The sequence below is a fragment of the Rhizobium sp. Root491 genome, assembly GCF_001427205.1.
GTDB classification, from domain to species: Bacteria; Pseudomonadota; Alphaproteobacteria; order Rhizobiales; family Rhizobiaceae; genus Agrobacterium; species Agrobacterium tumefaciens.
In genome coordinates, this window is record NZ_LMFF01000012.1 from 404,891 (window position 1) to 430,672 (window position 25,782).

General features: G+C 57.6%; 20 protein-coding genes and 1 tRNA gene. 14 read left to right on the forward strand and 7 right to left on the reverse strand.

All coding sequences use genetic code 11. The features are described 5' to 3' along the window. Positions 1-4: 4 nt before the first annotated feature. Positions 5-868, reverse strand: a complete 864-nt coding sequence (locus tag ASD46_RS12785) for a peptidylprolyl isomerase (RefSeq protein ID WP_013761725.1) — start codon at positions 866-868, stop codon at positions 5-7. A 243-nt stretch (positions 869-1,111) separates the two neighbouring features. Here ASD46_RS12785 and secA point away from each other — a divergent pair, with 243 nt between their 5' ends. The 5 genes from secA to ASD46_RS12810 all read left to right on the forward strand — a co-directional run bounded on the left by secA (position 1,112) and on the right by ASD46_RS12810 (position 8,900). Then, a complete protein-coding gene (gene secA / locus ASD46_RS12790; RefSeq protein WP_038495808.1) occupies positions 1,112-3,820 on the forward strand; it encodes a preprotein translocase subunit SecA in 2,709 nt (902 codons plus the stop codon). A 149-nt stretch (positions 3,821-3,969) separates the two neighbouring features. Continuing rightward, positions 3,970-4,863: a DMT family transporter gene (locus tag ASD46_RS12795; RefSeq protein WP_060642367.1), complete on the forward strand. Its 894-nt coding sequence runs from the start codon at positions 3,970-3,972 to the stop codon at positions 4,861-4,863. Positions 4,864-4,944: 81 nt separating this feature from the next. Next, positions 4,945-6,147: an acyltransferase family protein gene (locus tag ASD46_RS12800; RefSeq protein WP_082546194.1), complete on the forward strand. Its 1,203-nt coding sequence runs from the start codon at positions 4,945-4,947 to the stop codon at positions 6,145-6,147. Positions 6,148-6,204: 57 nt separating this feature from the next. After that, positions 6,205-7,620 (forward strand): Wzx-type polysaccharide biosynthesis protein UppV, encoded by a 1,416-nt coding sequence (uppV, locus tag ASD46_RS12805; protein WP_038494164.1) that lies wholly within the window; start codon positions 6,205-6,207, stop codon positions 7,618-7,620. Between the two features lie 8 nt (positions 7,621-7,628). Continuing rightward, a complete protein-coding gene (locus ASD46_RS12810) occupies positions 7,629-8,900 on the forward strand; it encodes a GNAT family N-acetyltransferase (protein WP_003511245.1) in 1,272 nt (423 codons plus the stop codon). Positions 8,901-8,963: 63 nt separating this feature from the next. Here ASD46_RS12810 and uppQ read toward each other — a convergent pair whose 3' ends face one another. Continuing rightward, positions 8,964-9,605: a polysaccharide biosynthesis GNAT family N-acetyltransferase UppQ gene (gene uppQ / locus ASD46_RS12815; RefSeq protein ID WP_003511246.1), complete on the reverse strand. Its 642-nt coding sequence runs from the start codon at positions 9,603-9,605 to the stop codon at positions 8,964-8,966. A 296-nt stretch (positions 9,606-9,901) separates the two neighbouring features. Here uppQ and ASD46_RS12820 point away from each other — a divergent pair. Then, positions 9,902-9,986, forward strand: a tRNA-Leu gene (locus ASD46_RS12820). Positions 9,987-10,252: 266 nt separating this feature from the next. Further along, a complete protein-coding gene (locus ASD46_RS12825) occupies positions 10,253-10,768 on the forward strand; it encodes a disulfide bond formation protein B (protein ID WP_013761732.1) in 516 nt (171 codons plus the stop codon). 29 nt (positions 10,769-10,797) lie between these two features. Here the strand turns inward: ASD46_RS12825 and ASD46_RS12830 are convergent, their stop codons facing one another. Next, the gene (locus tag ASD46_RS12830; RefSeq protein WP_003511248.1) at positions 10,798-11,355 is read right to left on the reverse strand and encodes an HNH endonuclease; all 558 of its coding nucleotides are present in this window, start codon (positions 11,353-11,355) and stop codon (positions 10,798-10,800) included. A gap of 321 nt (positions 11,356-11,676) precedes the next feature. Here ASD46_RS12830 and ASD46_RS12835 point away from each other — a divergent pair, with 321 nt between their 5' ends. The 3 genes from ASD46_RS12835 to ASD46_RS12845 all read left to right on the forward strand — a co-directional run bounded on the left by ASD46_RS12835 (position 11,677) and on the right by ASD46_RS12845 (position 13,763). After that, the gene (locus tag ASD46_RS12835; RefSeq protein ID WP_003511249.1) at positions 11,677-11,979 is read left to right on the forward strand and encodes a hypothetical protein; all 303 of its coding nucleotides are present in this window, start codon (positions 11,677-11,679) and stop codon (positions 11,977-11,979) included. 148 nt (positions 11,980-12,127) lie between these two features. Beyond that, on the forward strand, positions 12,128-12,733 hold the full coding sequence (locus tag ASD46_RS12840) for a transglutaminase-like cysteine peptidase (RefSeq protein WP_025595463.1): 606 nt from the start codon (positions 12,128-12,130) through the stop codon (positions 12,731-12,733). A 238-nt stretch (positions 12,734-12,971) separates the two neighbouring features. Then, on the forward strand, positions 12,972-13,763 hold the full coding sequence (locus ASD46_RS12845) for a metallophosphoesterase family protein (RefSeq protein ID WP_060642369.1): 792 nt from the start codon (positions 12,972-12,974) through the stop codon (positions 13,761-13,763). A gap of 54 nt (positions 13,764-13,817) precedes the next feature. On the opposite strand, the gene ASD46_RS12850 is transcribed toward ASD46_RS12845, so the two are convergent. From ASD46_RS12850 to ASD46_RS12865, 4 genes are all read right to left on the reverse strand, one after another. Further along, positions 13,818-15,035 (reverse strand): glycosyltransferase family 4 protein, encoded by a 1,218-nt coding sequence (locus tag ASD46_RS12850; protein ID WP_060642370.1) that lies wholly within the window; start codon positions 15,033-15,035, stop codon positions 13,818-13,820. 9 nt (positions 15,036-15,044) lie between these two features. Beyond that, complete coding sequence (locus ASD46_RS12855) at positions 15,045-16,370, reverse strand: polysaccharide pyruvyl transferase family protein (protein ID WP_013761737.1); 1,326 nt, start codon at positions 16,368-16,370, stop codon at positions 15,045-15,047. Further along, positions 16,355-17,842 (reverse strand): lipopolysaccharide biosynthesis protein, encoded by a 1,488-nt coding sequence (locus ASD46_RS12860; RefSeq protein WP_013761738.1) that lies wholly within the window; start codon positions 17,840-17,842, stop codon positions 16,355-16,357. The genes ASD46_RS12855 and ASD46_RS12860 overlap by 16 nt, the downstream gene beginning before the upstream one ends. A 161-nt stretch (positions 17,843-18,003) precedes the next feature. Beyond that, entirely contained in the window at positions 18,004-19,239 is a 1,236-nt protein-coding gene (locus ASD46_RS12865) for a glycosyltransferase family 4 protein (protein ID WP_003511258.1), read from the reverse strand. Positions 19,240-19,709: 470 nt separating this feature from the next. Between ASD46_RS12865 and ASD46_RS12870 the strand changes: the two genes are divergently transcribed. The 4 genes from ASD46_RS12870 to ASD46_RS12885 all read left to right on the forward strand — a co-directional run bounded on the left by ASD46_RS12870 (position 19,710) and on the right by ASD46_RS12885 (position 25,778). Continuing rightward, positions 19,710-21,038, forward strand: a complete 1,329-nt coding sequence (locus ASD46_RS12870; RefSeq protein ID WP_060642371.1) for a hypothetical protein — start codon at positions 19,710-19,712, stop codon at positions 21,036-21,038. A 149-nt stretch (positions 21,039-21,187) separates the two neighbouring features. Beyond that, positions 21,188-22,297 (forward strand): acyltransferase family protein, encoded by a 1,110-nt coding sequence (locus ASD46_RS12875; protein WP_025595457.1) that lies wholly within the window; start codon positions 21,188-21,190, stop codon positions 22,295-22,297. Positions 22,298-22,483: 186 nt separating this feature from the next. Continuing rightward, on the forward strand, positions 22,484-23,392 hold the full coding sequence (locus tag ASD46_RS12880) for a hypothetical protein (protein WP_025595455.1): 909 nt from the start codon (positions 22,484-22,486) through the stop codon (positions 23,390-23,392). Positions 23,393-23,522: 130 nt separating this feature from the next. Further along, complete coding sequence (locus ASD46_RS12885; protein ID WP_060642372.1) at positions 23,523-25,778, forward strand: polysaccharide biosynthesis tyrosine autokinase; 2,256 nt, start codon at positions 23,523-23,525, stop codon at positions 25,776-25,778. The last annotated feature ends 4 nt before the right edge of the window (positions 25,779-25,782 follow it).

Here is a 25,782-nt window from a genome sequence, read left to right on the forward strand (position 1 = left end):
TTTATTACTGCTGCGGCTGTGCCTGCTGTTCCTTCGTGGCTTCGTCGTAGCCCTTCTTCAGCGTCTCATCCATGATTTCGATCTTCTGGTCAGCCTTTGCCTTCTCGATGAGGGCAACGTACTTGTCACGCATGACAAGCTGACGAACCTGCGGCTCGACCTGCTCGAAAGCCGGTGGCGGTGCGATGCGCTTGTCTTCCAGCTTGATGACGTGGAAGCCGAACTGCGTCTTGACAGGCGTCTTGGTGTAGGCGCCCTTTTCGAGACCGAAAGCGGCCTCTTCGAATTCCGGAACCATGCGGCCCTTACCGAACCAGCCGAGATCGCCGCCATCATCCTTGTTGGAGTCGGTCGACTTTTCCTTGGCAAGCGCTGCGAAATCCTTGCCCGCATCAAGCTGCTTGATGACGTCCTTGGCTTCGTCTTCGCTTGCAACCAGAATATGAGCTGCCTTGATTTCTTCTTCCTTCGGCAAGGCTGCGACTTCCTTGTCGTAGCGCGCCTTCACCTCTTCATTGGTGACAGCATCAACCACATGCTTGCGGAAATAGGCGTTGTGCAGCTCACGGTCCTGAATGAACTCCATGCGCTTCTTGAAGTCTTCGGTCTTTTCCAGACCTTCGGCGCTGGCATTCTTCACGAGAAGCTTGACGTCGATCGCGCCGGAAAGGGCTGCGACCTTCTTCTGCTCGTCGGGAAGCTGTGCGAGCTGCGGATCGAGATTGCCCATGGCAAGGTCGAGTTCGGACTGGTGGATTTCCAGATCGCCAACCTTGGCGACAACCTTGTCTTCCTGTGCAAAGGCAGGAAACTGGAGGCCGAGCGTGGCCACAATCACCGCAGCCGCAATTTTATTATAGCGCAACATTTTGAACCTTTCGGGGACAATGCCGGCTCCAGACATGGTTTCCGGCTCTGAAAAAACTTCCAAACACCGGATTGTGGCCATTCTGTAACGGGCAGAACCGTTGACATCATTTGCCCCCCCTCTTATCTGTCACGCAACCTCGCGTCCAGATACGTTGAAGGGCGAAGTCCGTCATTTGTTGCCGAAATCGGCGTGATGGAAAAAACCGCCTGCGAAAACGGAATTTCAGAAAGGGCCAGTAAGATGGTCAGCCTCGGCGGAATAGCCCGCAAATTGTTCGGTTCGGCAAATGAACGCCGCGTCCGCTCCTATAAAAGCAAGATCGCAGCCATCAATGCGCTGGAGGAAGCCACCAAGGCTCTTTCCGACGACGCGCTGGCGGCAAAGACGGCGGAGTTCCGCCAGCAGCTTGCGGACGGCAAATCGCTGGACGATCTGCTGATCCCGGCTTTTGCCGTCGCCCGCGAGGCGTCGCGCCGTGTTCTACACATGCGACCCTTTGATGTGCAGCTGACCGGTGCCATGATCCTGCACCAGGGCGCCATCGCCGAAATGAAGACCGGTGAAGGCAAGACGCTGGTGGCGACCCTTGCGGTCTACCTCAATGCGCTGGCTGGCAAGGGCGTGCATGTCGTTACCGTCAACGACTACCTCGCCCAGCGCGACGCGGCCACGATGAGTAAGCTCTACCGTTTCCTCGGTCTGACGACCGGTGTTATCGTGCACGGGCTAGATGACGACCAGCGCCGCGAGGCCTATGGCTGCGACATCACCTACGCCACGAATAACGAGCTTGGCTTCGATTATCTGCGCGACAACATGAAATATGATCGCGCCCAGATGGTGCAGCGCGGCCACAACTACGCAATCGTCGACGAAGTGGACAGCATTCTGGTCGATGAGGCGCGCACGCCGCTTATCATCTCCGGCCCGCTGGACGACCGCTCCGATCTCTATAACACCATCGACGCCTTCATTCCGCTGCTGTCGCCGGAAGACTACGAAATCGATGAGAAGCAGCGTTCGGCCAACTTCTCCGAAGACGGCACCGAGAAGCTCGAAAACCTGCTGCGGCAGGCGGGCCTGCTCAAGGGCGAATCGCTTTACGACATCGAAAACGTCGCCATCGTTCACCACATCAACAATGCGCTGAAGGCCCACAAGCTCTTCACCCGCGACAAGGACTACATCGTCCGCAACGACGAGATCGTCATCATCGACGAATTCACCGGCCGCATGATGCCGGGCCGCCGTTATTCCGAAGGCCAGCACCAGGCGCTGGAAGCCAAGGAAAAGGTGCAGATCCAGCCGGAAAACCAGACGCTGTCTTCCGTCACCTTCCAGAACTACTTCCGCATGTATGCAAAGCTTGCGGGCATGACCGGTACGGCATCGACGGAAGCGGAAGAGTTCGGCAACATCTACGGTCTCGACGTCATCGAGGTGCCGACCAACCTGCCGATCCAGCGTATCGACGAGGACGACGAGGTTTATCGTACCGGCGAAGAGAAGTTCCTTGCCATCATCGCCGAGATCAAGGCGGCGCATGATCGTGGTCAGCCGGTTCTCGTCGGCACGACCTCCATCGAGAAATCCGAGCTTCTGGCCCACATGCTGCGCCAGTCCGGCTTTACCGATTTCCAGGTTCTGAACGCCCGTTACCACGAGCAGGAAGCCTATATCGTTTCGCAGGCCGGTGTTCCCGGTGCGGTCACCATCGCCACCAACATGGCCGGTCGTGGTACCGACATCCAGCTCGGCGGCAACGTCGAGATGCGTCTGGAGCGCGAACTGGAAGGCATGGAGCCGGGTCCGGAGCGTGATGCGAAGGAAGCGGCCATCCGCGCAGAGATCAAGGTTCTCAAGGAAAAGGCGCTTGCCGCCGGCGGTCTCTACGTCATCGCGACCGAGCGACACGAAAGCCGCCGTATCGACAACCAGCTGCGTGGCCGTTCCGGCCGTCAGGGCGACCCCGGCCGCTCGAAATTCTATCTGTCGCTTCAGGACGACCTGATGCGCATCTTCGGTTCCGAGCGCATGGACAGCATGTTGCAGAAGCTCGGCCTGAAGGACGGCGAGGCCATCGTCCATCCGTGGATCAACAAGGCGCTGGAACGTGCCCAGAAGAAGGTCGAAGCCCGTAACTTCGAGACCCGCAAGAACCTGCTGAAATATGACGACGTGCTGAACGATCAGCGCAAGGTCATCTTCGAGCAGCGCCTCGAGCTGATGGAATCCGACAATATCGGTGAAACCGCAGCCGACATGCGCCACGAAGTGATCGAAGCGCTCGTCACCAAGCATATTCCTGAAAATGCCTATGCCGAACAGTGGGATATCGCCGGCCTCAAGGCCGGTATCGCCCAGTTCCTGAACCTCGACCTGCCGGTGGAGGAATGGGCGAAGGAAGAGGGCATCGCCGAGGACGACATTCTTCAGCGCGTTACCGAGGCCGCGGACAAATACGCCGCTGAACGTGCGGAACGTTTCGGCCCAGAGATCATGACCTATGTCGAGCGCTCGGTCGTGCTTCAGACAATCGACCACCTGTGGCGCGAACACATCGTCAACCTCGATCACCTTCGTTCCGTCGTCGGTTTCCGCGGTTACGCCCAGCGCGATCCATTGCAGGAATACAAGGCGGAAGCCTTCGAGCTGTTCCAGTCGCTGCTTACCAACCTGCGTGAAGCCGTCACCGCGCAGCTGATGCGCGTGGAACTGGTGCAGCAGGAACCGCAGCAGCCGGAGCTGCCGGAAATGACCGCGCATCACCTCGACCCCGTCACCGGGGAAGATGAGATGGCGCAGGGCGTGCCGGTCGCTTTCGTACCGGCCGAGGACCGCGACCCGAACAACCCCGCCACCTGGGGCCGTATCGGCCGCAACGAAATGTGCCCCTGCGGCTCGGGCAAGAAGTACAAGCACTGCCACGGCGTTTACGAACAGGCGTAAAAGGCCAGGGCTTTATGCCAGCAATCGATCGCCCGTAACCTGCGTTACGGGCGATTTTGTTTAGGCAGGATCATTGCTGCTGGTCGGGGTGTTGACTGGTATCGGCACTTTCCATATGGGAGCCGGATCATCCTGCGGAAACTGCTTTCATGGCCCCTCGCGATCTTGCCGCCTATATTTTTCTCGCGATTACGTGGGGCGTGTCTTTCCTGCTGCTTCTACATGTCGTCGCAGCCTTCGGCTGGATCGGCGCAGTCACGCTTCGCTCGCTCATAACCGCTGTAGCACTCTTTCTCATTGCGTGTGCGGCACGCCGGAAGCTTGCATTCTCCGCAAGCTGGCGCGCTTTCGCAATCGTCGGCGCAACGACGGTCGCCGGGCAACTGATCGGCCTGTCCTACGCGACGCCTCAGATCGGCACTGCGATGGCAGCCATATTGGTGGCGACCATTCCGCTTTTTTCAATGCTAATCTCGCAGATTTGGGGTCTGGAACGCCTGACGCGGCAGGGTATTGCCGGTCTCGTCATCGGCTTTGCCGGCATCGTCTTGCTCGTTGGTTTTCCCGCTGTTCCTGTCACATCCGGCTTTGTCATTGGCTGTGCTGCCGCTGTCGCCGCCTGCATCTGTGCCGCCTATGGCAGCAATTTTGCGAGCCTGCACCTCAAGGGGGTTGGATCCTGGGAAATAACCATCGGTTCTTTCCTGACAGGCGGCCTGATGACCCTGCCGCTTCTTTTCGCGGTGCCCTTGCCCGGAACGCCCGATCTCGTCGATTACGGTTATCTTCTGATACAGGCGGTCGTCATGAGCGGCCTGACCTACATCACCTATTTCAAGCTGGTCTCCTCGATCGGCGCAACGAAGGCGATCAGCGTGGAATTTGCCGTCACCGTTGTGGCGGTGCTTGTTGGCGCCTTGGTGCTCGACGAACCGCTGTCGCTTCCCCAGCTGTTCGGTGCCGGCATCATCATTCTGGGCTGCGCACTGGTGCTTGACCTCATGCCCAAGAAAAAGGCCCCGCCCACGCCGTCGGGTGCATGAAGGGTTTATTAGCGTTTTCCACCAATAGTCGTGTTGATCGTTACGGATCAGGCGGGATCGCGTTCGTCACGCGAGGGGAAAATGCAACCGGGCAAATCAGACTATGAGCATTATTGGGACCCGTTGCGGGCACTCCTCATGCTGCTCGGCATACCCTATCACGCCTCCCTGCTCTACAGCTATGCTTTGCCCTGGGACATCAAGGATTTCGAGACCAGCCCAGTCCTGACCGCGCTTGGGGCAGCGCTCGTCACCTTCCGCATGCCTTCGTTTTTTCTGGTGGCCGGCTATTTTTCCACCATGGTCATCGGCAGGAAGGGCAAGATGCCATGGCTCAGACAGCGCTTCCTTCGCCTTGGCGTCCCTTTCATCGTGGCCGTGCTCCTGCTTGGGCCATCGCAGCTTTTCCTGCTGAAACTGGCAGGTATCGCCAAAGGTGATATTCCCGCCGACCGGCTGCTCGCGAACCTGCCGGATTTGCTGCTTCCGGGTGAGCAATGGATCATGCATCTATGGTTCCTACCCGCCCTTATCGCGTATTCGGGTCTGCTTGCCGGCCTGCTATTTCTGGCGGGGCGCCCGCCCCTCGCCTATGCAAGAGACTGGTTCGGCAGGATGCGGGGTCAATATCCAGCCGCGTTTTTCGCAGCGCTCTGCGCCTTCCCTGTTTTATGGGAGCTGACAGTTTACGGTTCGGGCCTGCTTGCTGGCAAAAATGGGAACAGCCTTCTCGTTCTCTATGAACGGGCCTCCGACCCTTACGCACGTTACGTACCGTTCTTCCTTATCGGGGCTTTGCTTCATCGAGACCGGGCTCTTTTTCACCGCTTCCGCCAGACGGGCATCCTCACGGGCGTCATCGCGTTTGCCGCGATCGCGGCAGCGGTCACGCTGCGGTTGGAATATCCTTTTTCGAACTCGGCCCTGCTGGTACTCGTCTCCGCAATCGCCGCCGTGGCGGCAAGCCGCCTGCTGATCGACATCGCCTGCCGCTTTTTCGACCGACCAAGCCGGCTTGCCAGGAGAATGACCGACGCTTCCTTCACCATCTACCTGTTTCACCACCCGCTGATTTATGCCTTCGGCACCCTCTTCATCCTGATCTCGCTGCCGCCGATCCTGGAATTCGCCATCATCGTCGTCGCCACCACGACTACGGCCTATCTGCTGCATCAGGCGATACGCCGCAGTCCGCTTGCCCTTTTTCTCTTCAACGGGATCCGCAAACCGAGGCCGGTGGTCAATATCGGCACACAGGTGCCTGTCTCCCAAACCCTTCGTTAATGATAAGGTGCTTATAATCCAGTTGCCTACTCAACTGGAAATGATGGCGTGTGGATTATGGCTATCCTCAACACGGCGGAAAAAGCCTTACCCGCAGGCCTGCGCGCTAAACTGGCGCCGCTGGGGGCAAAAATCGCCGTCGTCGTTTCCGGCAGAGACGATGTCTCCCGGGCGCAGCGCATGGCGCTCGTCGCATTTGCGGTACGCATCATCAGCGCCGGTATCGCTTTCATCTCCCAGATCATCCTTGCCCGTCTGATGGGCGAATTCGAATATGGCCTGTTCGCCTTTGTCTGGGTTCTGGTCATCCTGTTCGGCAACCTCTCCTGTCTCGGCTTTCACACCACCGTCATCCGCTTTCTGCCCGGCTACCGCCTGGAGGATGCCCATGACAAGATCATGGGTCTGACCTCGACAGCGCGCCTCTTCGCCATGCTTTCGGCCAGCGCGCTTGCATTTTTCGGTTTCGTCTTCCTGTATTTCTTCGGCGAGCGCATCTCCGCCTATTACCTCATTCCGGTTTCGCTGGCGCTTTTCACCCTGCCGATGGTGGCGCTTGGCGATGTGCTGAACGGGACAGCTCGTGCCAACGGCTGGGCGGTTTCAGCCCTCAGCCCCACCTATATCATCCGCCCGGTGCTGATCCTGCTGTTCATGCTGGTGGCGATCCGTCTCGGCGCGGAAAAAACCGCGACGACAGCGATGCTTGCGGCCCTTTTGGCCACCTATGTCACCACGCTTTTCCACTTCGTGTTCATGAACCGCCGGCTCAACCGGCATTTCCGCAGCGTTGCCCGCAGGGTGCATTTCCGTCCGTGGATACGGTTTGCCTTTCCGATGTTCCTGATCGACGGCATCGGTTTTTTGATGACCAACTCAGATGTGGTAATCGTCGGTCTATATCTGCCGCCGGATCAGGTCGGCATCTATTTTGCCGCGGCAAAAACCATCGTGCTGATGCAATTCGTGTTTTTTTCCGTGCAGGCGGCTGCGGCCCCACGTCTGGCCGCGCTCATTGCTGCCAATGACAGGCAGGGGCTGGCCGGGTTCGCCAGCCAGGCGGCGCGCTGGGCCTTCTGGCCATCACTTGCCGTTGGCTGTCTCGTGCTTCTGGCAGGGCCGTTTTTGCTGTCCCTGTTCGGTCCCGGCTTCGTACAGGGTTACAAGCTGATGTTCTTCCTCTTTGCCGGCTTCCTCGCAAAAGCACTGATCGGCCCGGGAGAAACGCTGCTGAATATGGCCGGCAAACAAAAATTGTGCGTAGCTCTTTATATTATTATCTTCGGTTGTAACATTATACTCAACATGGTGTTGATTCCGGTCTATGGTCTGACTGGCGCTGCGGCAGCTGTGGCGATAGCAATGTGCGTAGAAGCTGTGCTATTGCATATTGCCATTCGCCGCACACTCGGGATCGTCCTTTTCGCCTTCAACGATCCCCGGGCGGGTCAAGACACTGGGAAGGCGGTGTAACGATAAGCATGTCCAGCGACCCAAAGAATCCGGATTTTCAGGACCCGCGCATCGCTGCGCTGATGGCGTCTACGGAGCGTGACCGCCCCGTGGCCGACAGCAGCCGGCGCGTGGGACGCGATGGCCGCGAATTCTGCATCTATCCTGGCCGGCTCGGTTACGACATGCAGGAAGAACTCGACTTCCTGTCCAACCGCGTCATGGAGGCAAATGTCTTCTTCACAGGGCGGCTTCTTGCGCCCGCCATGCCGCGTATCGATGACAAGTCCGTGCGCTTCGCCCTTATTCGCGACGAGAACGGCGCTAGAAGCCGCATGCGCTTTCTGATGCCCTTCACCGTGGAAAAGCCGGGTTTTTCCATCGGTCCCTCCATCATCCGTGGCTGGGCCAACCCCTTCGGCCCTCTCGGCACGCCGCTGGTCGATACCGAAGGTGCCGCAGAGACGCTCGACAATCTTTTCGATGCGCTTTCCGACCGGGAAATGCGCCTGCCGAATGTTCTGGTACTGCCGGATGTACGGCTTGAAGGGCCTTTTGCCCGGATGTTCAAGGCCATAGCAATCAGCCGCAACCTGCCGGTGACGACGACTGGTAACTATCAGCGGCCGATGCTGGAGAGCCTTCTGGACGGCGAAGCCTATCTGCGCAATTCACTTGCGCCGCATCATTTGCGGGAAATGCGCAGGCAGTGGCGACAGCTCGAAAAACTCGGGGCCCTTTCCTACACCGTTACCCGGCAACCGAAGGACATACGCTACCGCATGGAGGAATTCCTGGCGCTGGAAGCGAGTGGCTGGAAAGGCCGCAAACGCAGCGCGCTGGTGAACGACCGCTATCGCGCCGCCTTCGCCCGCGAGGCAATCACCAATCTGGCCGAAGCGGATGCGGTGCGCATTCACACCATCGATCTCAATGGCAGCGCCATCGCCTCCATGATCGTCTTCATGACGGCTGGCGAGGCCTATACGTGGAAGACCGCCTTTGACGAATCCTATTCGCGGTTTTCACCCGGCAAACTCTTGGTGCAGAAACTGACCGACTGGCAGCTGGACGACGCCAATATTCTGCGCAGCGACAGCTGCGCAGTGCCCGATCATCCGATCATGAGCCGCTTCTGGCAGGAACGGCAGGAAATGGGCACTCTGGTCGTCGGGCTTGCGCAGAACAGCGACCGTGACGTGCGACAGGTTTCCACGCAGGTGGACATGTATCGCAACACCCGCAACCTCGCCCGCAGCCTGCGCCAGAAAATCCTCTCCTTCGGGCGCAAGAACAGTTAGTCCCGAAGGATGCCGCAGCATCCTTCGGTTTGGTATCGGACTATCCACGGGGCTGACGCTGCGTCAGCGCGAGGCCGTCCGGATCATCTTGCACAATTGCGTCAGTGCGGCGTCATATCCGCCGCCGAGAATGTCGACACAACGACGGGCAAGCTTGATCTGCTCGTTTCGCGACATGTCGTTATAGGCCTGTATGGCATTGCGCATGCCACCGGGCGATACCGGCCCCGTGTTGCCGGGGTTTCCAGGATTGCCCGGATTACCGGGGTTCCCCGGATTGCCTGGTGAGCTGGAGCCGCCGATGCCAAGCCCGACACCAAGGCCAAGACCGCTCGATCCGCCCACATTCGCGCCAACATTGGCATTGATGCCGCTGGAGCCGCCAACCGAAGCATTGGCGCCCGCACTGACACCGCTCGAGCCGCCGACGGATGCGTTGACATCCGCATTGACCCCGCTGCTGCCACCGACCGACGCGTTGACATCCGCGCCCAGTCCGCCACTGCTTCTGCCGCCGACATCAGCGCTGGCATTGACGCCATTGCTGCCACCAACGGAAGCGTCGACACCGAGCCCACCGCTGCCATTGCCGCCCACACTGGCATTCACCCCGTTCTCACCGCCAATCCCGATATCCAGCGCGTGGGCGTTGACCGGTAAAATCAGACAGGCAGACAGTAACAAATTGCGAGAAAGCGCCCTCATAATTTCCTCCTATGAGTTCTGGCTTCTCCCGCCCCGCGTGGAAACTCCACGCAAACATCATAATTCAATTAGCAATTGTGTATATTCTAATTTATTAGTGGTATCTAATATTGCTTTAACGCCACAACCGTCGGTGTACCGATACGGGACGGACAAACGCCAGTCTCCTTTCATTCCCCGCCCGGTAAAAGCTCCGAAATGAAGGCTGCAAACGCACGTCATTAGACAGGAAAAATCAGCTTTGGGGTTGCACGCATGCCATTGACCGTGATAGACGCCGTGGCATTACCACCGTTGCCCCAATGGCGGAATTGGTAGACGCGCCGCACTCAAAATGCGGTTCCGCAAGGAGTGCTGGTTCGATCCCGGCTTGGGGTACCATTTCCAAAACCGCATTGATTTTCTTCGTTTTATTCCGGTCTTTCAGAAAGACCGGTCGATTGCTTCGCGGCCATCAAGACACTCACGAAACTTTGCTCATTCGCCCCTCGAATATTACCGGGCTTTCATTTGCCAGATGCAAAGGACTGGATTAGACGAATCCGGGAATACACCGTTGAACCGGCGACTTAATTTCGCCATCACGCCCGCCTTTTTGAAAGCCCGTTCGGGATATCTGCTTCTTCGTGAAGTTTGGGGAAAACATTATGGCCACTGCAACAACCGCCGACAACAGCCGCACGCTCGCCGCTCTTGGCGTAACGGCGGGAATGATCTTTACTGTCGGCTCCGCCCTCGGTTTCCAGCATATTGGCGGTTATACGCCCTGCGCATTGTGCCTTTTGCAGCGCGATCCCTACTACTACGCCATTCCGTTGGGTATTCTGGCCATAGCGACCAGCATCTTCAAGCTGCCGGTTCAGATCACGCGGCTGCTTCTCGCCCTCATCGGCGTGGCGATGCTGATCGGCGCCGGGCTTGGTGTTTATCACGCTGGTGTGGAATGGGGTTTCTGGGCGGGGCCTATCACCTGCGCCACGGGTGCGCCATCCATCACCACCAATGCCGGTGACCTGCTTGGCAATCTGAATGCCATCAAGGCACCCTCCTGCAACGACGCTGCACTTCGGGTGCTCGGCCTTTCGTTTGCCGGTTGGAATGTCATTGCAAGCGTTGCGCTTGCGGCCGTTGCCTTTTTTGGCGCGAGCCGGAAAAGCCGTTAAACGGAAAAGCCGCGTTGCAGTCCTCAGGATCAGGGCTGCAGCTCGGTATCCCAGTAAAGATAGTCCATCCAGCTTTCGTGCAGGTAGTTGGGCGGGAACAGCCGCCCGTTATTGTGCAAGTCCTGAACCGTCGGCTGGAAGGGCTTCTGCGCCGGGAACATGCCCGCCTGCTTGGGAAGCTTGCTGCCTTTTCTAAGATTGCAGGGAGAGCAGGCCGCCACGACATTGTGCCACGTGGTTTCGCCGCCATGGGCGCGGGGAATCACGTGATCGAAGGTCAGGTCGTCCCGCGTGCCACAATATTGGCATTCGAACTTGTCCCGAAGGAACACGTTGAAGCGTGTGAATGCGGGGTTGCGGGTGGGCTGGACATAGGTCTTGAGGCTGACGACGCTCGGCAACCGCATGGAAAAGCTGGGTGACGACACCGCGTGATCATATTCTGCAATGATGTTCACACGGTCTAGAAAGACGGCCTTGATCGCGTCCTGCCAGGACCATAACGACAAGGGATAATAACTCAGTGGCCTGTAGTCTGCGTTCAGAACGAGCGCCGGCAGGGCCTGTGGTGAAACTGCAATCGTCAAGGGCTTCTCCTGATCGATTCGGCATCTGCACTTGTATATTAGGTCCGTTGTTACAGGATTGTGAAGCCCATAAATGCAGCGGAGAAGAGCTTAATTTTTCAGCTCTAAAAACGTCTTTTTTGCGTTCCGGACAATCGGGCGGCGAGATAGTCGTCTGGCCACTATCTGGTGATGCCCCCAGCGGTACCGAAGCGATTCGCCTGCCGACGAACGCTATATTCGTTCTCACCCTCAATGCGCGATCAGTGATATAGTAAACGCGACGAACGATTGGGAAAGCAGAATGCGTATCTGTCGTTCTGTCGAGGGAAGGAAACAGCCATGATCTTGCGCAGGCACCAAACGGCAGCGTTATGGAAGGGCCTGGCGGCTGGCGCCTTTGCCGTGCTGATGGGCCTGCCCGCTTCCGCTTCTGCCCAGCAATATCAGAATTTCGAAGTCACGCCGGATGGCCGTGGCGGTGCGCAGGGAACGATCGGCGGGCGCAATTTCGAGGTCTACCGCAATTACGACCGGCCGCCGGCAAGTCGCAGCAACTCAACCGATACGCGGCGTGAGTACCGAAACGCTGTGCCACAACAGACATGTATCATAGATGCCGAGGGCCGCACCCGCTGCAAGTAAGCGCAAACTCACCGGTTTCCCCGCTGTTCTATCTCGCTTTAATAAAATTGGATTTCGCTAAAAAGCAATCTATCGACTTAAACGGCCCGCAACGAAGGGTCGCTATGTTGCCATGCACAAGAGACAACAACCGGGCAGAGGCAGAGACATGGCGAAGAGACAAATCCGTCTGGCAAAGACTTTGGCAGTTGCCGTCAGTGTGGCGGCAAGCATCGCGACAATGGCATCGGCCGCCCCGCTTGCGGGCCTGGCGCAGAACCCGACCGCATCGCGCCCCGGCCTGTTCATGACGACAAGCCGCCCGACAATTGCACCCATCGCCTTCGCAAAATTTTGCGACGACGCCGCCGACCAATGTGTCCGGATTGGTGATCGCGACACGGTCGAACTGACCAAGCAGAAGCGCACGGAACTCCAGCGCATCAACGCCGAGATCAACACATCGATAATCTATACAAGCGAAGCGGACGGACAGGACGAATGGAATCTGAACCCCGCAAGCGGTGACTGTGACGACTACGCGGTGACCAAGCGGCAACGCCTTCTGCGCGCCGGCTGGCCCTCGGGCGCCCTGCGCATTGCCACCGCCCGCACCCCCACCGGCATAGGCCACGCCGTTCTGGTCGTCAGCACCAGCCAGGGCGATCTGGTGCTGGACAACCGCACCAACGTCGTCAAACCTTGGAAAGCGGTTGACCTGAAATGGATCAAGATCCAGTCACACGAAAACCCGCGTGTCTGGCTGAAACTCTAGGTCTATCGCGCACAGGATAGTCATCTTCGAACACGAAGGGGCGCTCCGTTCCTCTTCAGTTGCCGCGGCGAACCTTGCGAAAATCGACACCGGCTTTCGCAATTCCCTGCCCCGGATAGCTTTGTCCGACAGGGCTTTGGCGGATGCCGCAGCCGTTGCATGGACCCGGGTTTTACGGGCTTGTGGCATTGGCTTTCAACACTCTTGACCTCGTGCAAGAGAGACAGTATCGGCATCTATGCCTAAAGTGCTCAACTGGATTCGCGGTCGTAAACAGCCAGCCCCCCGCGACGACCGGAGGCGGCGCAGAATAGACCTCGGCGACAAATCTCCGTCTTTTCCGATCTATGCCATTGGCGACGTCCATGGCAGCCTCGATCTACTTTTGCAGGCGGAACAGAAAATTCTTGCCGATCTTGCAAGCAATCCATCCCCCGCTCTGGTTATTCTTCTGGGCGACTATGTCGATCGTGGCCGGGATTCCTGCGGTGTTCTCCAGCATCTGCTGCAACCACCGCCGGCGCCCCTGCGCCGCATCTCGCTTTGCGGCAATCACGAACAGCTCTTCAGCGATTTCCTCGAAAATCCACAGGACAACATGCAGTGGCTGGATTTCGGCGGCCGCCAGACGCTTCTGTCCTACGGGGTCGATATCAGCTACTTCATGAACAACGGCCGTCTGCGGCTCCAGCCGTTCAGGGATGCGCTGATTGGCGCGATCCCGCAGGCCCATCGGCAACTTCTAGTCAGCCTGCCTATCTGCGTCCGCATGGGACCCTATTTTTTCGTTCATGCTGGCCTCAAACCCGGGGTGCCGCTTGAGGCGCAGACCGATGAGGACATGTTGTGGATCAGGGAACCCTTCCTGTCGGAAGGGGCGGGACTGGACCTTCTCATCATTCACGGCCATACGCCGGCGCCGGAACCACAGACAGGTCCGCAACGGATCGGCATCGACACCGGCGCGTTTACGACGGGCAGGCTTACCATTCTAAAGCTCACGGATGCGGGGCCACGACTTATTGCCTGATGGCTTGCCATCGTTGGATCAGGTTGCACCAGCCAGACGCATCACAATCGCGATTTATTTGCCCTTCAGAATATTGCCGAGCACCGTCATTTGCCGGCGGTTCCATTCGACAGCGTCAAGGAACGCATTGTTTCCCAATTCCTGCCGCTGCTCCCGATTGGAAGAGAGCCTGATAATGGCATTGGCAAAGGCCTGATGATCTCTATCTTCAACGACAATCACGCCACCACGATATCGTTCCGAAAGCCCCCGCACACCCGTATGGGTACTGATCGTTGGGACACCCGCAGCCAGAGCATCAAGCAGTTTTATATTGATGCCCGTGCCAAGCGTGATGGGATTGATGGAAAGTGGCGCGCGTGCGAACGCATCCTTCAAGTTCTCCACCCGGCCAAGCTTGAGAACCCCCTCCATGTCCTCGACCTTGCCACATATGCTACCTGCCAGCACCAGGCGGATGTCCGGACGGGCCGCGCTCACCAAAGGCAGGACATTGTGAAGGAAACTATTGAGAGAAATGACGTTCGCGTCGTTGCCTGAACCGAGAAACAGAAAATCAGCGGAAGTGAAGTCTTCCACTCTCTGGCCGAGATCCAGAATATGGCTCACCGTTTCAACCACCGGCGGCTCTCCTGCCAGCCGCTGCTTGAACGAACGTTCCTCTTCTTCCTGTATGGCGACAACGACATCGGCGCGGCGGAATGCCTTGCATTCCACGTCCGGCGGAACCGAGAACCAGTACCCAAATCTGTTGGCCGTGTTCACGAACGCCTTATGACGATCGGCGAAGGAATCGTGCGTGTCGAGAATGCGAAGCACATCATCCGGCAGCCCAAGAAAAGCTCTCGAATGAAAGGCATATTCGACGATAACGGCGTTAATCCCGAGTCGACGCTGAATATCCAGGACCTGCCTGCCTATTTCCGGATAATAGAACTCGTCGAGGTAATTGTAGAAACCGCTGTCGCGGCCAAGGAGCCGTTGAATTTTCCGACGGGTTCGAAATGCGGTCAACCCAATCTCGAACCTGAAGTCGTCGATGAGCCGTGCTGCAAACCCGCATGTTTCCCTGGACACGACGTGCATATGCCCGGCCCCAAACTCTATCTCATGGGCCGCGGGATCGAAATCAGCTATCATCGGAGTATCGACATAGACGAAATGCACTTCATGTCCGAGGCTACGCACGGCGCGTGTCAGCTGGAGAATCCTGTTCCGCGCACCCTCGTTGGCGGGAACGGCAGGGAATACGGAAACAAAAGCGACTTTCATGAAAATGACTCAAGGCTGCTTGGCGAAGGTCTCGAACACCTGAAAATTCCTTTTGGAAAGGTCCAGAATTTCAGGCAGCTTTTTCCCGACTTTTTCGCGAATCTCATCGGCCTGATCCACGAAATTGATCAAGGCATTCTTGATGCCATCATCCGTATGGAACTTGGCGGGCGAAAGCAGCTCAGCCGCGGAGAGACCGAAATGCTGGTACAACCCTTCGAACTTGCCTTGATACGCAATGCATATCACAGGAACGCCCTTGCCCAGCGCAGCGATCGCAAGATGCATGCGTCCGCTGACGAGGCCATCGAGTTTACCGGCAACGCCTTTTAAAACCGGGGCTGGCCATCTGCCATCCAGATATCGAACCCTGTCTGTCTGTGAAGATGGAGCAAGCTCGGTAATGGCCTTGAGGCAGGCTTGATCGCCAACGTCTTTCCGGTAGTCATGCGGAATGACCAGCCAGCAGACCGGTCTTGCATCGGCAACGAACTCCAGTGCTTCGGCCCCGCGCCTGATGATCGCCGCGATCTGCGCGCTATCCGCATTCTTGAACAGCATGGGATGCAGATTGAAGCCCATGACCCTGTATCCCTCGGCGCGCTTTCGCGCGATCCACGAGATCGTATCTTCATCGGGTTCCGATGGGACAAGACTAAATGCAGAATCGGAAACCAGTGCCGCCTTGGCCGTGGCAAAGGCGTTCAGACGCTCGAGGGAAACAACGTCACGCACATTGAGCGACACCCCCGGATGAAGGGAGCTGTAGAACTTCGCCAAAGCGGGGTGCGGCGTTTCATTAAAACTGAAACCGAGGATAACGTTTTTGATCCCGGCGGCGGCAGCCAGATCAGCGCTTGCCAGAAGTTTTGCGCTGACCAGCGGATGATAATAGCCATCCATCACGTCGGCACCGACAACGACGATGCAATCGTACTTCCGCACCGCGAATTGCTGGGCAAGGGCCTGGATGAAGTCAGGCTTTCCAAAGATATCGACGGTAACAAAGCCTCTCTGCAAAGCAGAGTCGCCAAAATTCGTTCCGTCGACGAGGATGTCTATCTCGACATTGGGATTGCTCGCACGGGCATTCTGCACGGTCGCCGTGATCATCGCGTCATCGCCGGCGGAACCGAACAGGGTGATGGGATCACCAGCCACGATCAAAAGCCGGTTCAGCCGATCTCCGACATTGATAGGCTTGATACTGTGCTTCAGCTCTTGCAGATCATTGAAGAGTTGCTGGACCGCATTATCCAGATTGCGCCGCTCGTTATATTGCACCAGCTTCCGACGCAGTGGTGCAGGGAGTATTTTTTTCACGAGCTTGCGCATTTTCTTTCCTTTCGAGAACCGATTTTGCTCATGATGAGGGCGATGGCGGACCGGGCCTCGCTTCTCGCGGTCAGAGCCAAAAGCAACAGATATGCGACGCCAAACATACCACCGAGCAGGATGCCGGATACGAGGTCGCCCGCACCCAGCATTTTAACTTCAGGTCGCATCCACTGAACGAACAGGAAGCAGAGACCGCTGGAACCGAAGCTTGGCAAAAGCAGGAGGAAAATTCTCCACAGCTTGATGCCGAGTTCCCGGGCGACAAAATAAAATGTGAAAGGCGTCGAAGTGAGCTGCCCGAAGACAAACACGATGACGATTTCCCGGATGTTTTCCGTCGGGACAAGCAATATCAACAGGATGGTAGAGATTGCCTTGACCGTCCCGGCAATCAGCACCTTGTCTGGCCTGCCGCGTGCGGACAGAAACGGGCCGTTTTGAAACTGGACGCATTGCAATGCACCCAGCAGCAGCAGCGGCCGCGCAACCGCGTCGGCACCCTGCCATTGCGCGCCGAACAGGACGTTGCAGATCTCTGGCGCCAACGCAGCCGAGAGCACGAAGATCGGTGTCGAAAAGATCGAAGATATGGTGATGGATTGCTTGTACAGTTCCGCCATGCGCTCCCGCTCGTGCGATATGCGGGACAGCACCGTCAACGAAACATCATATAGCGCCGCCTGAAGCAGCTGCATGAGAAGCTGATAGAGCCTGCTGCCGACGGTGTAGAGTCCAAAGAGAGCAACCCCGTAACGCCCCAGGATCATGACGTCGATCAGCCGCGTGGCTCCGAAATCCACGATGCGCAGACCGAGAGCCGACGAGCCGAAGCGAAGCAATTCGAAAAAAGTGTCGGGCTTGAGCGTGGTGCCCGGAAGCCAGTGCGGTTTGCGCCAGAGCCAGATCAGCGTAACAATGGTTGCAACATAAGTCTGAACGACGAGGCTCCAGACGCCCAGGCCCATAATGGCGAAAGCAATCGCAACGCCACCGCCGATAATATTCGAAATGAAGGTTCTTATTGCCAGCGGCCTGAACGCGAGCGCACGCCGATAATTGACTTCCTGAAAAAGCGAGGCGGTATTCAGCGGCAGCAATATGCAGATTGCCACGATGATCGGTGCCAGCCCTTCCACCTCGAACCAGCTTTCCAGTCTGGGCGACAGCAGACAAACAACGATGACAAACACCGTTGCCAGCGCAACGGACACATAAAATGGCAGATTGACGTCGCTTGGCTCCAGATTTCGTTTCTGCACGATCGCATCTGCGAAACCGAACTCCGACAGCATCTGGATGAGCATCAGAACCAGGCCCGCCGTGGCGACCATGCCGTAGTCGGTGGGGCTGAGGAACCGGGCAAGAACGATGAAAAGAATGGAGGTAAAAAGCTTTCCACCCCAGTTCTGGACGATGGACCAGAAAACGCCTGTTATCGCGGCGCTGCCTATCGAACTTTGCTCCGCCATCAACCTGCCGCCTGCAGAGCCGGTCGTGACAGCCCGACCACCGCAGCGGCCAGAAAACGATCGAAGTCCAGCTTGGGGAAACGGACTTTGCCGATATTGCTTTCTACCATGTGCTCTTTCCTTGGAAGAAACGCTTGCAACGGACCCGGTCCGTTGCCGGTCTAAGATGCGCGTAAGGTTCGGCTTTCCCTGCTTTTCGCCAGCACGTCCTCGTAGAGCTTCACATAGTTCTCACCCACCCGGCGCGAGGTGGATTCCTCGACGATATTTCCGAAATCGGCCTCCGTCGGCAATTGCTCGCGCGAAAGCGTCAACACCCGGCGAATGCGTGCGGCAAGATCCGCGGCGTTGCCCGGTTCGAACAGCCAGTCGTGGTTGGTCTCGCCGATCAGTTCCGGAATGCCGCCCGAGGCAGCGCCGATGACCGGAACCCCCATCGCGTAAGCCTCGTAGATGGTGCGCGGCGAAGGTTCAGCCCAGAAGGAGGGAACGATGAGCACATCGATCTCTTCGAAGAATTCCTTCGGCTTTGCCCAGCCGACGAACTCGATCGGCAGGTCGCCGGCCTGGGCCTTGAAGCGTTCGATGGAATCGTCCATCGCGTGGCCGGCAACAAGACAGCGCCAGTTACCGTGGCCGATTTCCCTGAAGGCATCGACCATGTTGCCGACACCCTTTTCCGTGTTGATGCGGCCGATATAGCCGAAGGTCATCGGCTTGCCGGTTCGGTCGATCTGCCTGCGTGCGACCGGGTCGCCCTCCGGAACCGTGCAGGAATAAAAGATCACACGGCGCATGCTTTCCGGCAGGTGATGGAAAAGCCCGTGATCGACATGGGTTTTAAGGATTTCCGTGCCAACGCTTGCCACCGCGCCGATGTAGCGCTGCGTGAATTTCTTGGTGAAATTCACCACCTGACAGCCAAGATGGATGTGTTCGCAGGGCTTGCCGCCCTTGAACATGGCGGCGTTACCGCACAGAAGATCATATTCGCAGATCGTGTGGACGATCGGAATGTTGCGTTTATGCGCCGCCCGCCACACCAGCGTCGTCACATCCAGCAGCGAGTGCGTATTGAGAACATCCGGCTTGAAATCGTCAAGAACGGCTTCGAACTGCTTCTCGACGTTGAAATTCCATTGCTGCTTGATCTTCTGCATGCGCCTTTGCTGCGGCGTATATTGTGGCCAGTCCTCCAGCCAGAAATCGTTATTGTGGAACATGCGGTAGACGCTGACGCCATTGCGCACCGTTTTGGGTTCGGCCTGCCGCTCTATGCAGGCGGCACCGACCTCATGTCCCATGGAGACGAGTTCCTCGGCAAGATGTTCGACCGAGCGTTCGCACCCGCCAACGATATGCGGCGGATAAAGGCTGCTGAGATGGAGAATTCGCATACGGATACGCTCTATTTCCTTATCGAAAATTTATGACTTCCGCTTGGCCTCGCCCATGTTGCCGGATACTCCGGGACCAATGAGACATGTGCAAAAAACACAAAAGGCAGAGCAGATTTAACGCTTGAAAATATGAATAACCAAAAATCCACTTTCAAAAAGCACGGGAACTGACGGCATTTCAAGTGCTTTTTTTTCGCGGCGCGACAAAAGTCATGCCGTGTTGCGAAAAGAACCTGTCCCGTGTTAGCTTCATTCTCATATGAAAAAACGTACGGGCGGAAGCGGTGAATTCTGTTTCGTCCGCAGATAATATCATTAATTTATATATTTATTTCATTTCAGAAACATGGATTTGATGGCGAATGAAGATGCCAAAAACTTCCAGGACAATCTGACATCTTGAGAGGCGCCGCCGATATGATCGCGGCTGCTTTTTATAATCTCGCCGGAATGACCAGGAGACGCAGATGAACGGAAAACAGCCGATCACCATGGGCCACCTGACACGGCGCGGCCTGCTTTCAGCTGCACCTTTCGCACTGGTTGCCGCCACGGGTGTGCGCCCCGCTTTCGCGCAGACTCAATCCGTTTTTTCGGCCAGCACGGAAGCCTTTTTGGACAGTGTGGGCGTGTGTGGCCATTTCGCCCGCACAAACGGCATTTATCCGGAAAGCTTCGAGCGCATCCTGCCTGAACTGGAAGCGCTTGGTGTGGGCCACGTGCGTGACGAGGGACTGATTACCGCAAGGGACAGCCGCAACAGCCCGGCTTTCCAGCGCCTGCGCAGGATTGTGGCGGCCAACGTTCGCCTCACGATCATCTGTTACGACAATCTCAACCCCTACGTCTCAACGCCACTGAACAGGATTGCCGATTTCTACGACTGGTGCGACGGCGGCATCGAAGTTTTCGAAGGCAGCAATGAACCGACGCTGACGAAAGACCCGGCCAATGCGCCGCGCATTTCGGCAGAGCATCAGGCTGCACTTTTTGCAACGATCCGCTCAACTCCGGCCGTGAGCAACGTACCGCTTGTCGCGCCAAGCTATATCCAGGCGAATACGGAGCTGGCGCTAAACCTGCAGAACGTATGCGACTTCGGCAATATTCACCCCTACGCCGGAATGGAACATCCCGAAACGACTGGGCCGGGGGCGCTCTCCAAATCTGTCGCGGCCTCGGCGCATATAGCAGCCGGCCGGCCGGTGCTCGCCACTGAGATCGGGTACCACACCTCACTGCAACCGAAGACCTTCCATTTTCCCGTCACCGAAGGCATCAAGGCGCGCTACATGCCGCGCACGCTCCTGTGGTCCTTCATCAGCGGCATCCGCCGGGCTTACATCTATGAAATGGTCTCCAGCTTTGCCGAAGACGAGACAAATCCGGAATCGTCCTTTGGCCTGCTGCGCCACGATCTGAGCCGGACCCCTGCTTACGGGGCCGTTCGTGCCCTTCTTGCCCTTTGCAAGGCGAGTCGGCAAACAGAGCCAGCGGAACGCAGCCTCGCTTTCCTCAACGATGATTCCGAAAGGTTTTCCCTGCGCCTGACAAGACCAGACGGCGCGCTGCTCGCCCCGGTGTGGCTTGGCATACGCGGCTGGCAATGGCCGGCGCGGATCGAAAATCCGCCAGCCGAACGTGCAATGGCCTTTTCGGTAACCGGCCCGCATAGCCAAGTCATCGCGCACCGGTTCGGCGATGACGGTTCCGTAAGCCAGCGGGTGATCGCAAAGGAAGGTGGGCAATACCGGCTTTCCGTCAGCGACCAGCTTACGGTGCTGGAGGTTTTCTGAACGGCGTGCGGGCGAAAATTTCCGGCCGACAAATTTTATATATCGTGTCAGCCTATTGCATGATAGCCTTCTGAAATAGACCACTTTTGCTCGCTGGTGCGAGCGCAAAATATTACTGTATAAATTTTTTCTTTTTATAGATGATGACGATGCAAAAAAATGAAAAAGCGCCTGTTTCCGGGGCGCAGCGTCTCGATATTCTTCAAATGATGCGTGCGCTGGCGGCAATCATGATTGTTGCGCTGCACGCGCAGGTGAACTGGGAGTTCTCGCTCGTCAACCTCCATCTCCTGAGGCTGGGTGCGGGCGTCGATCTGTTTTTCGTCATTTCCGGCTTTGTCATCGTTTATGCCTCCCGGCCGTATTTCGCAGCAGAGGGAGGGCGCTCGGCCTTTCTTGTGCGTCGGCTTCTCCGCATCCTTCCTCTTTACTGGTTCGTGTTGACCATGCGGCTCGCCATGGCCGCGGTCGCCGTTCTTCTCAGCGCCAAGGCCTTCCCGTCCTTGCAGGCCGTCCTAACCTCCTACCTCTTCATTCCCTATGACAGCATGGGTTATGGTGACGCCTATCCGTTTCCAATCATCGATCTGGGCTGGACGCTGAATTACGAGATGTTTTTTTATGTCGTATTCGCGGTTTTTATCTTCCTGCCGCTGGAACGCGCCGTGCTGACAACAACGGCTGTGCTGCTCGCCGCAGTGCTCATCGGCTCCAACTTCAGTCTCGCATTGCCGTTTAGTTTCTGGTTTCAGCCCATCATTCTGGAGTTCGTGGCGGGAATGTTGCTCGCCGTGCTTTTCCTGCGCGGCGTGCGCCTACCGCCCTTGCTGGGGATTGCGGTGGCCCTTTGCGGCGTGGCGATTTGGACGCTTATCGATCTGAAAAGGTTCGAATTCCAATGCAATCCGGGCTGTTATTCCTATACCCGGCTGCTCGTTTTTGGCGGTGGCGCGATTTTCCTGATGGCCGCGGCAACCCTGACCAGGGGCATCTCCCTGCCCCGTTTTGCGCAGCCGCTGGCGAAACTGGGCGATTCCTCCTACGCGCTTTACCTGCTGCACCCATTCATCTTTCGGGCATTCCTGGTTGCTTCCGGCGGCATCACCTGGCCGCAGGAGTGGAAAAATGTCGTCTATCTCATCGTCGTCGCCAGCACCATCGCCATCGCCCACGCATTTCACGTCCTTGTCGAAACGCCCGCAAATATCTGGCTTCGTGACAGGCTGATAACACCCCGGCGAAAAGTCGCCGTGTCCTGACGCCCAGAGAAAAGTCCTCGTTTCTGCTGTTAAGTATACCCCGAAGTTCCGTTCACAAGTTTATTTTAGCACTTGATCGTTAGCTAGGGCTGTGCGATTTAAAAAGAAAATTTTAGATGTTGGATAACCATATTCAGCATTTCTGCTTACTTAAAATCGTATTTTTTAAAAATTTGGAGAGTTGTGATGTCCCGCCTTCGTATTGGCTCGACGCTCACTGGTGCGGTATTGATCACCAGCCTCGGTCTTTTTTCCGCAGTCGCCAACGCCCAGAACGTGGAACCAGCGCCGCCAGCTGCCGGGCAGCAGACGCCGCCGGTACAGACTGCGACAACTGGCACACCCGTGAAGGCCGCCGACGAAACCAACGCCGCATTTCTGGCTCGCGTTAACAGCTCCAATCCGGACACGGTTTCCCTTGCTGCCGCGGAACTGTTCAAGCAGTCTCCGACGCAGGCAACGGTCAAGGATCTGGCCGGCATCGCTTCCAGCACCGATGCGGCAAACGCCGACATGACGGGAAAGGTGACGAACGGCTTTCCGATCATTGCCGTTTCCACCAGCGCGGCGCAGTTCTCCGAACAGCTTTCTGGCCTGATCCTGAGCGACTCCAGCCAGTTGCCCACCATCGTCGCACTGGCCCAGAAGGTCGGCAACAAGGACTTCTCCGAAGTTGTCGGCGAAGGTCTGGCGCTCGCCTATTCTACGGCGATGCAGAGGGGCAACACGATACTTGCCGCCGCAATCCAGTTGCAGACCAAGGGTGTCGGCGTGCCCTCCGATCTTCTGATCGCCTTTAGCGAAAATGTTCAGGGAACGGCGGCCGGTCCGGCAGCGCCTGCGGCAGCTGCAGCTGCTGCCTCACCGATCGGTGGCGCCGGCTCTTCACCTGCAAGCGGCAACAGCATTGGCGGCTCGGGAGCGGCGGGCTCACCAGCCGGTACGGCACAGGCCGGCGGCGGAGCCGCACCGGTTGGCGGTGGCGGCAGCGGTGGCAGCACCGGCAGCGGCGGAACCACCACAACCAACAACTTCTTTGCCGCGCCCCTTTCAACCGGCAGCACCAGCACGCCAGTCAGCACAAGTCCCGTTTGAACCCGGTTTTGCCGCCCTTCCTGCGGGAATGGCGGCCGCCTGTCCTACCATGCAACCGAGACTTGGCGGGTGCCACGCCGGCCAAAAAGAGCGAGGCTGACAGTTGTTGCAAAGGCACGATCCCCTGACTATGGCCGATATCGAAAAAAGCGGATTTACAGCCGACTTTATCGATATAGACGCCGTTCTTGCCACGGTCCGCCGACAGTGGCGCGTCGTCCTCGCGGCAGTCGCCATTGCCGGGACAATCGGTCTCGCTTATGCCGCGACGGCCGTTCCGATCTATTCAGCTTCGGCTACCCTTTTGATCGACCGCAACAACAGCCAGGTCGTCGAGCAGCTTTCGACAATCGGCGGCGTCGTGGAGGACGAGGCTTCCATTCTCAGCCAGGTCGAGGTCCTGCAATCGGAAACCATCGGGATTGCCGTCGTCGACAGTTTGAACCTCACGGAAAATCAGGAATTCAGGGCAAACCGCGCCTCGCTTCTGAGTTCGATATTCGGCACCATCCGTTCGCTCGTTAACGTGTCGCAGTGGTTCTCGCCGGCAAAAGAGACCGTCATCGACGACGGCACGCTGAAGCGGGCGCTGTCGGACCGGCTGCTGGACGGTCTCAGCGTCAAGCGTATCGGCCGTACCTACGCGCTGGAACTGACCTACAACTCGACATCACCGGTTCTAGCAGCCCAGATCGTCAATGCGGTGGCGTCGGCCTATCTGGTGGACAAGCTGAACTCCAAATACGAGGCGACGAAGCGGGCCAGCGACTGGTTGTCCGACCGTATTGCCGAGTTGCGTCAGCGGGCACTCGACACCGACCTTGCCGTACAGAAATTTCGCGCCGAACACGGCTTGATCGAGACCGGCAATAACGGCCTGCTTTCCGATCAGCAACTGGCCGAGTCCAACAGCGCGCTTATTCTGGCGCAGTCGGAAACAGCCAGGTCACGAGCTCGGGTACAACGCATCGAACATATCCTTGCCACAGACGATGTCGACGCCGTCGTCACCGACATTCTCGAGAGCTCGGTTGCAAACGATCTGCGCAAGAAATATCTCGAATCCTCGAAGATCGAAACGGAAATCACCCGCAGGCTCGGCAGCAACCATGTTCAGGCGGTGCGTCTGCGCAACGAAATGCAGGAATACCGCCGGCTGATGTTCCAGGAAATCAGCCGTATTGCGCAAAGTTACAAGAGCGATCTGGAGGTTTCAGAAGCAAGAGAGAAATCACTTGCGGAGAGCGTTGCCAAGGCTACCAGCGTCAGCAACTCGGCCAGCCAGACCCAGGTTCAGCTTCGCGAATTGCAGCGTGAGGCGGAAACTTACAAGAACATGTATCAGACCTTCCTGCAGCGTTATCAGGAAGCGATGCAGCAGCAATCCTTCCCCGTAACGGAAGCACGCGTGATTTCGAGGGCAGTTCCGCCCAACACTCCAAGCAAACCGAACAAACCGTTACTTTTGGCGCTGTTCATGATCATGGGCGCCGCGGCCGGCGGCGGCATCGCCATGTTTCGCGAGTTCCGCGACCGTTTCTTCCGCACCGGAGAACAGGTTCGCGACGTTCTCGGGCTGGAATTTCTGGGCAACACCCCGCTCGTCCAGAACAAGCCGGGCACGGATGTGTTGCCAAAGGGACAGGAGGGGCCGCCTACCGCCACACGACCGTCCAGCGTTGCCCGCTACACTGTCGATCACCCGCTGTCATCCTTCGCCGAAACGCTGCGCAGCACACGGCTTGCGATAGATCTCGGCATTCCCCCGAAAACCGGCGCGCGGGTGGTGGGCGTCGTATCGGCGTTGCCGAGCGAGGGCAAATCGACGATCTCCATCAATCTGGCTCAGCTTCTGGCCGGACAGGGAGCAAGGGTTCTTCTGCTGGATGCGGATATTCGCAACCCGGGCGCCACGCGCGCTTTGGGGCGCCATGCTGCAGAAGGCCTGCTCGAAGTGCTGTTAGAAGGCCGCAATATGCGCGATGTGCTGCTGCACGACGAAAAGACGCGGCTCGCTTTCCTGCCAACGGTCGTCAAGCAGCGCGTACCGCACTCCTCCGAGCTGCTGACATCGGCGCAAATGTACAAATTGCTGGCCGAAGCGAGCAGTCTCTTCGACTACATCATCGTCGACCTGCCGCCTCTCGGGCCGGTGGTGGATGCCCGCGCGATGGCCGGCCGGATCGACGGTTTCGTCTTCGTCACAGAATGGGGCAAAACCGCCCGCAGGGCGGTACGCAATACGATTGAAAACGAAGTCCAGATCCGCAAGAAGTGTCTCGGTGTCATCCTCAACAAGGTGGACACGGAAAAGCTGAAGCTTTACCGGGCTTACGGTTCAAGCGAATATTATCACGCGCGCTACACGCGATATTACCATGATTAGGCGG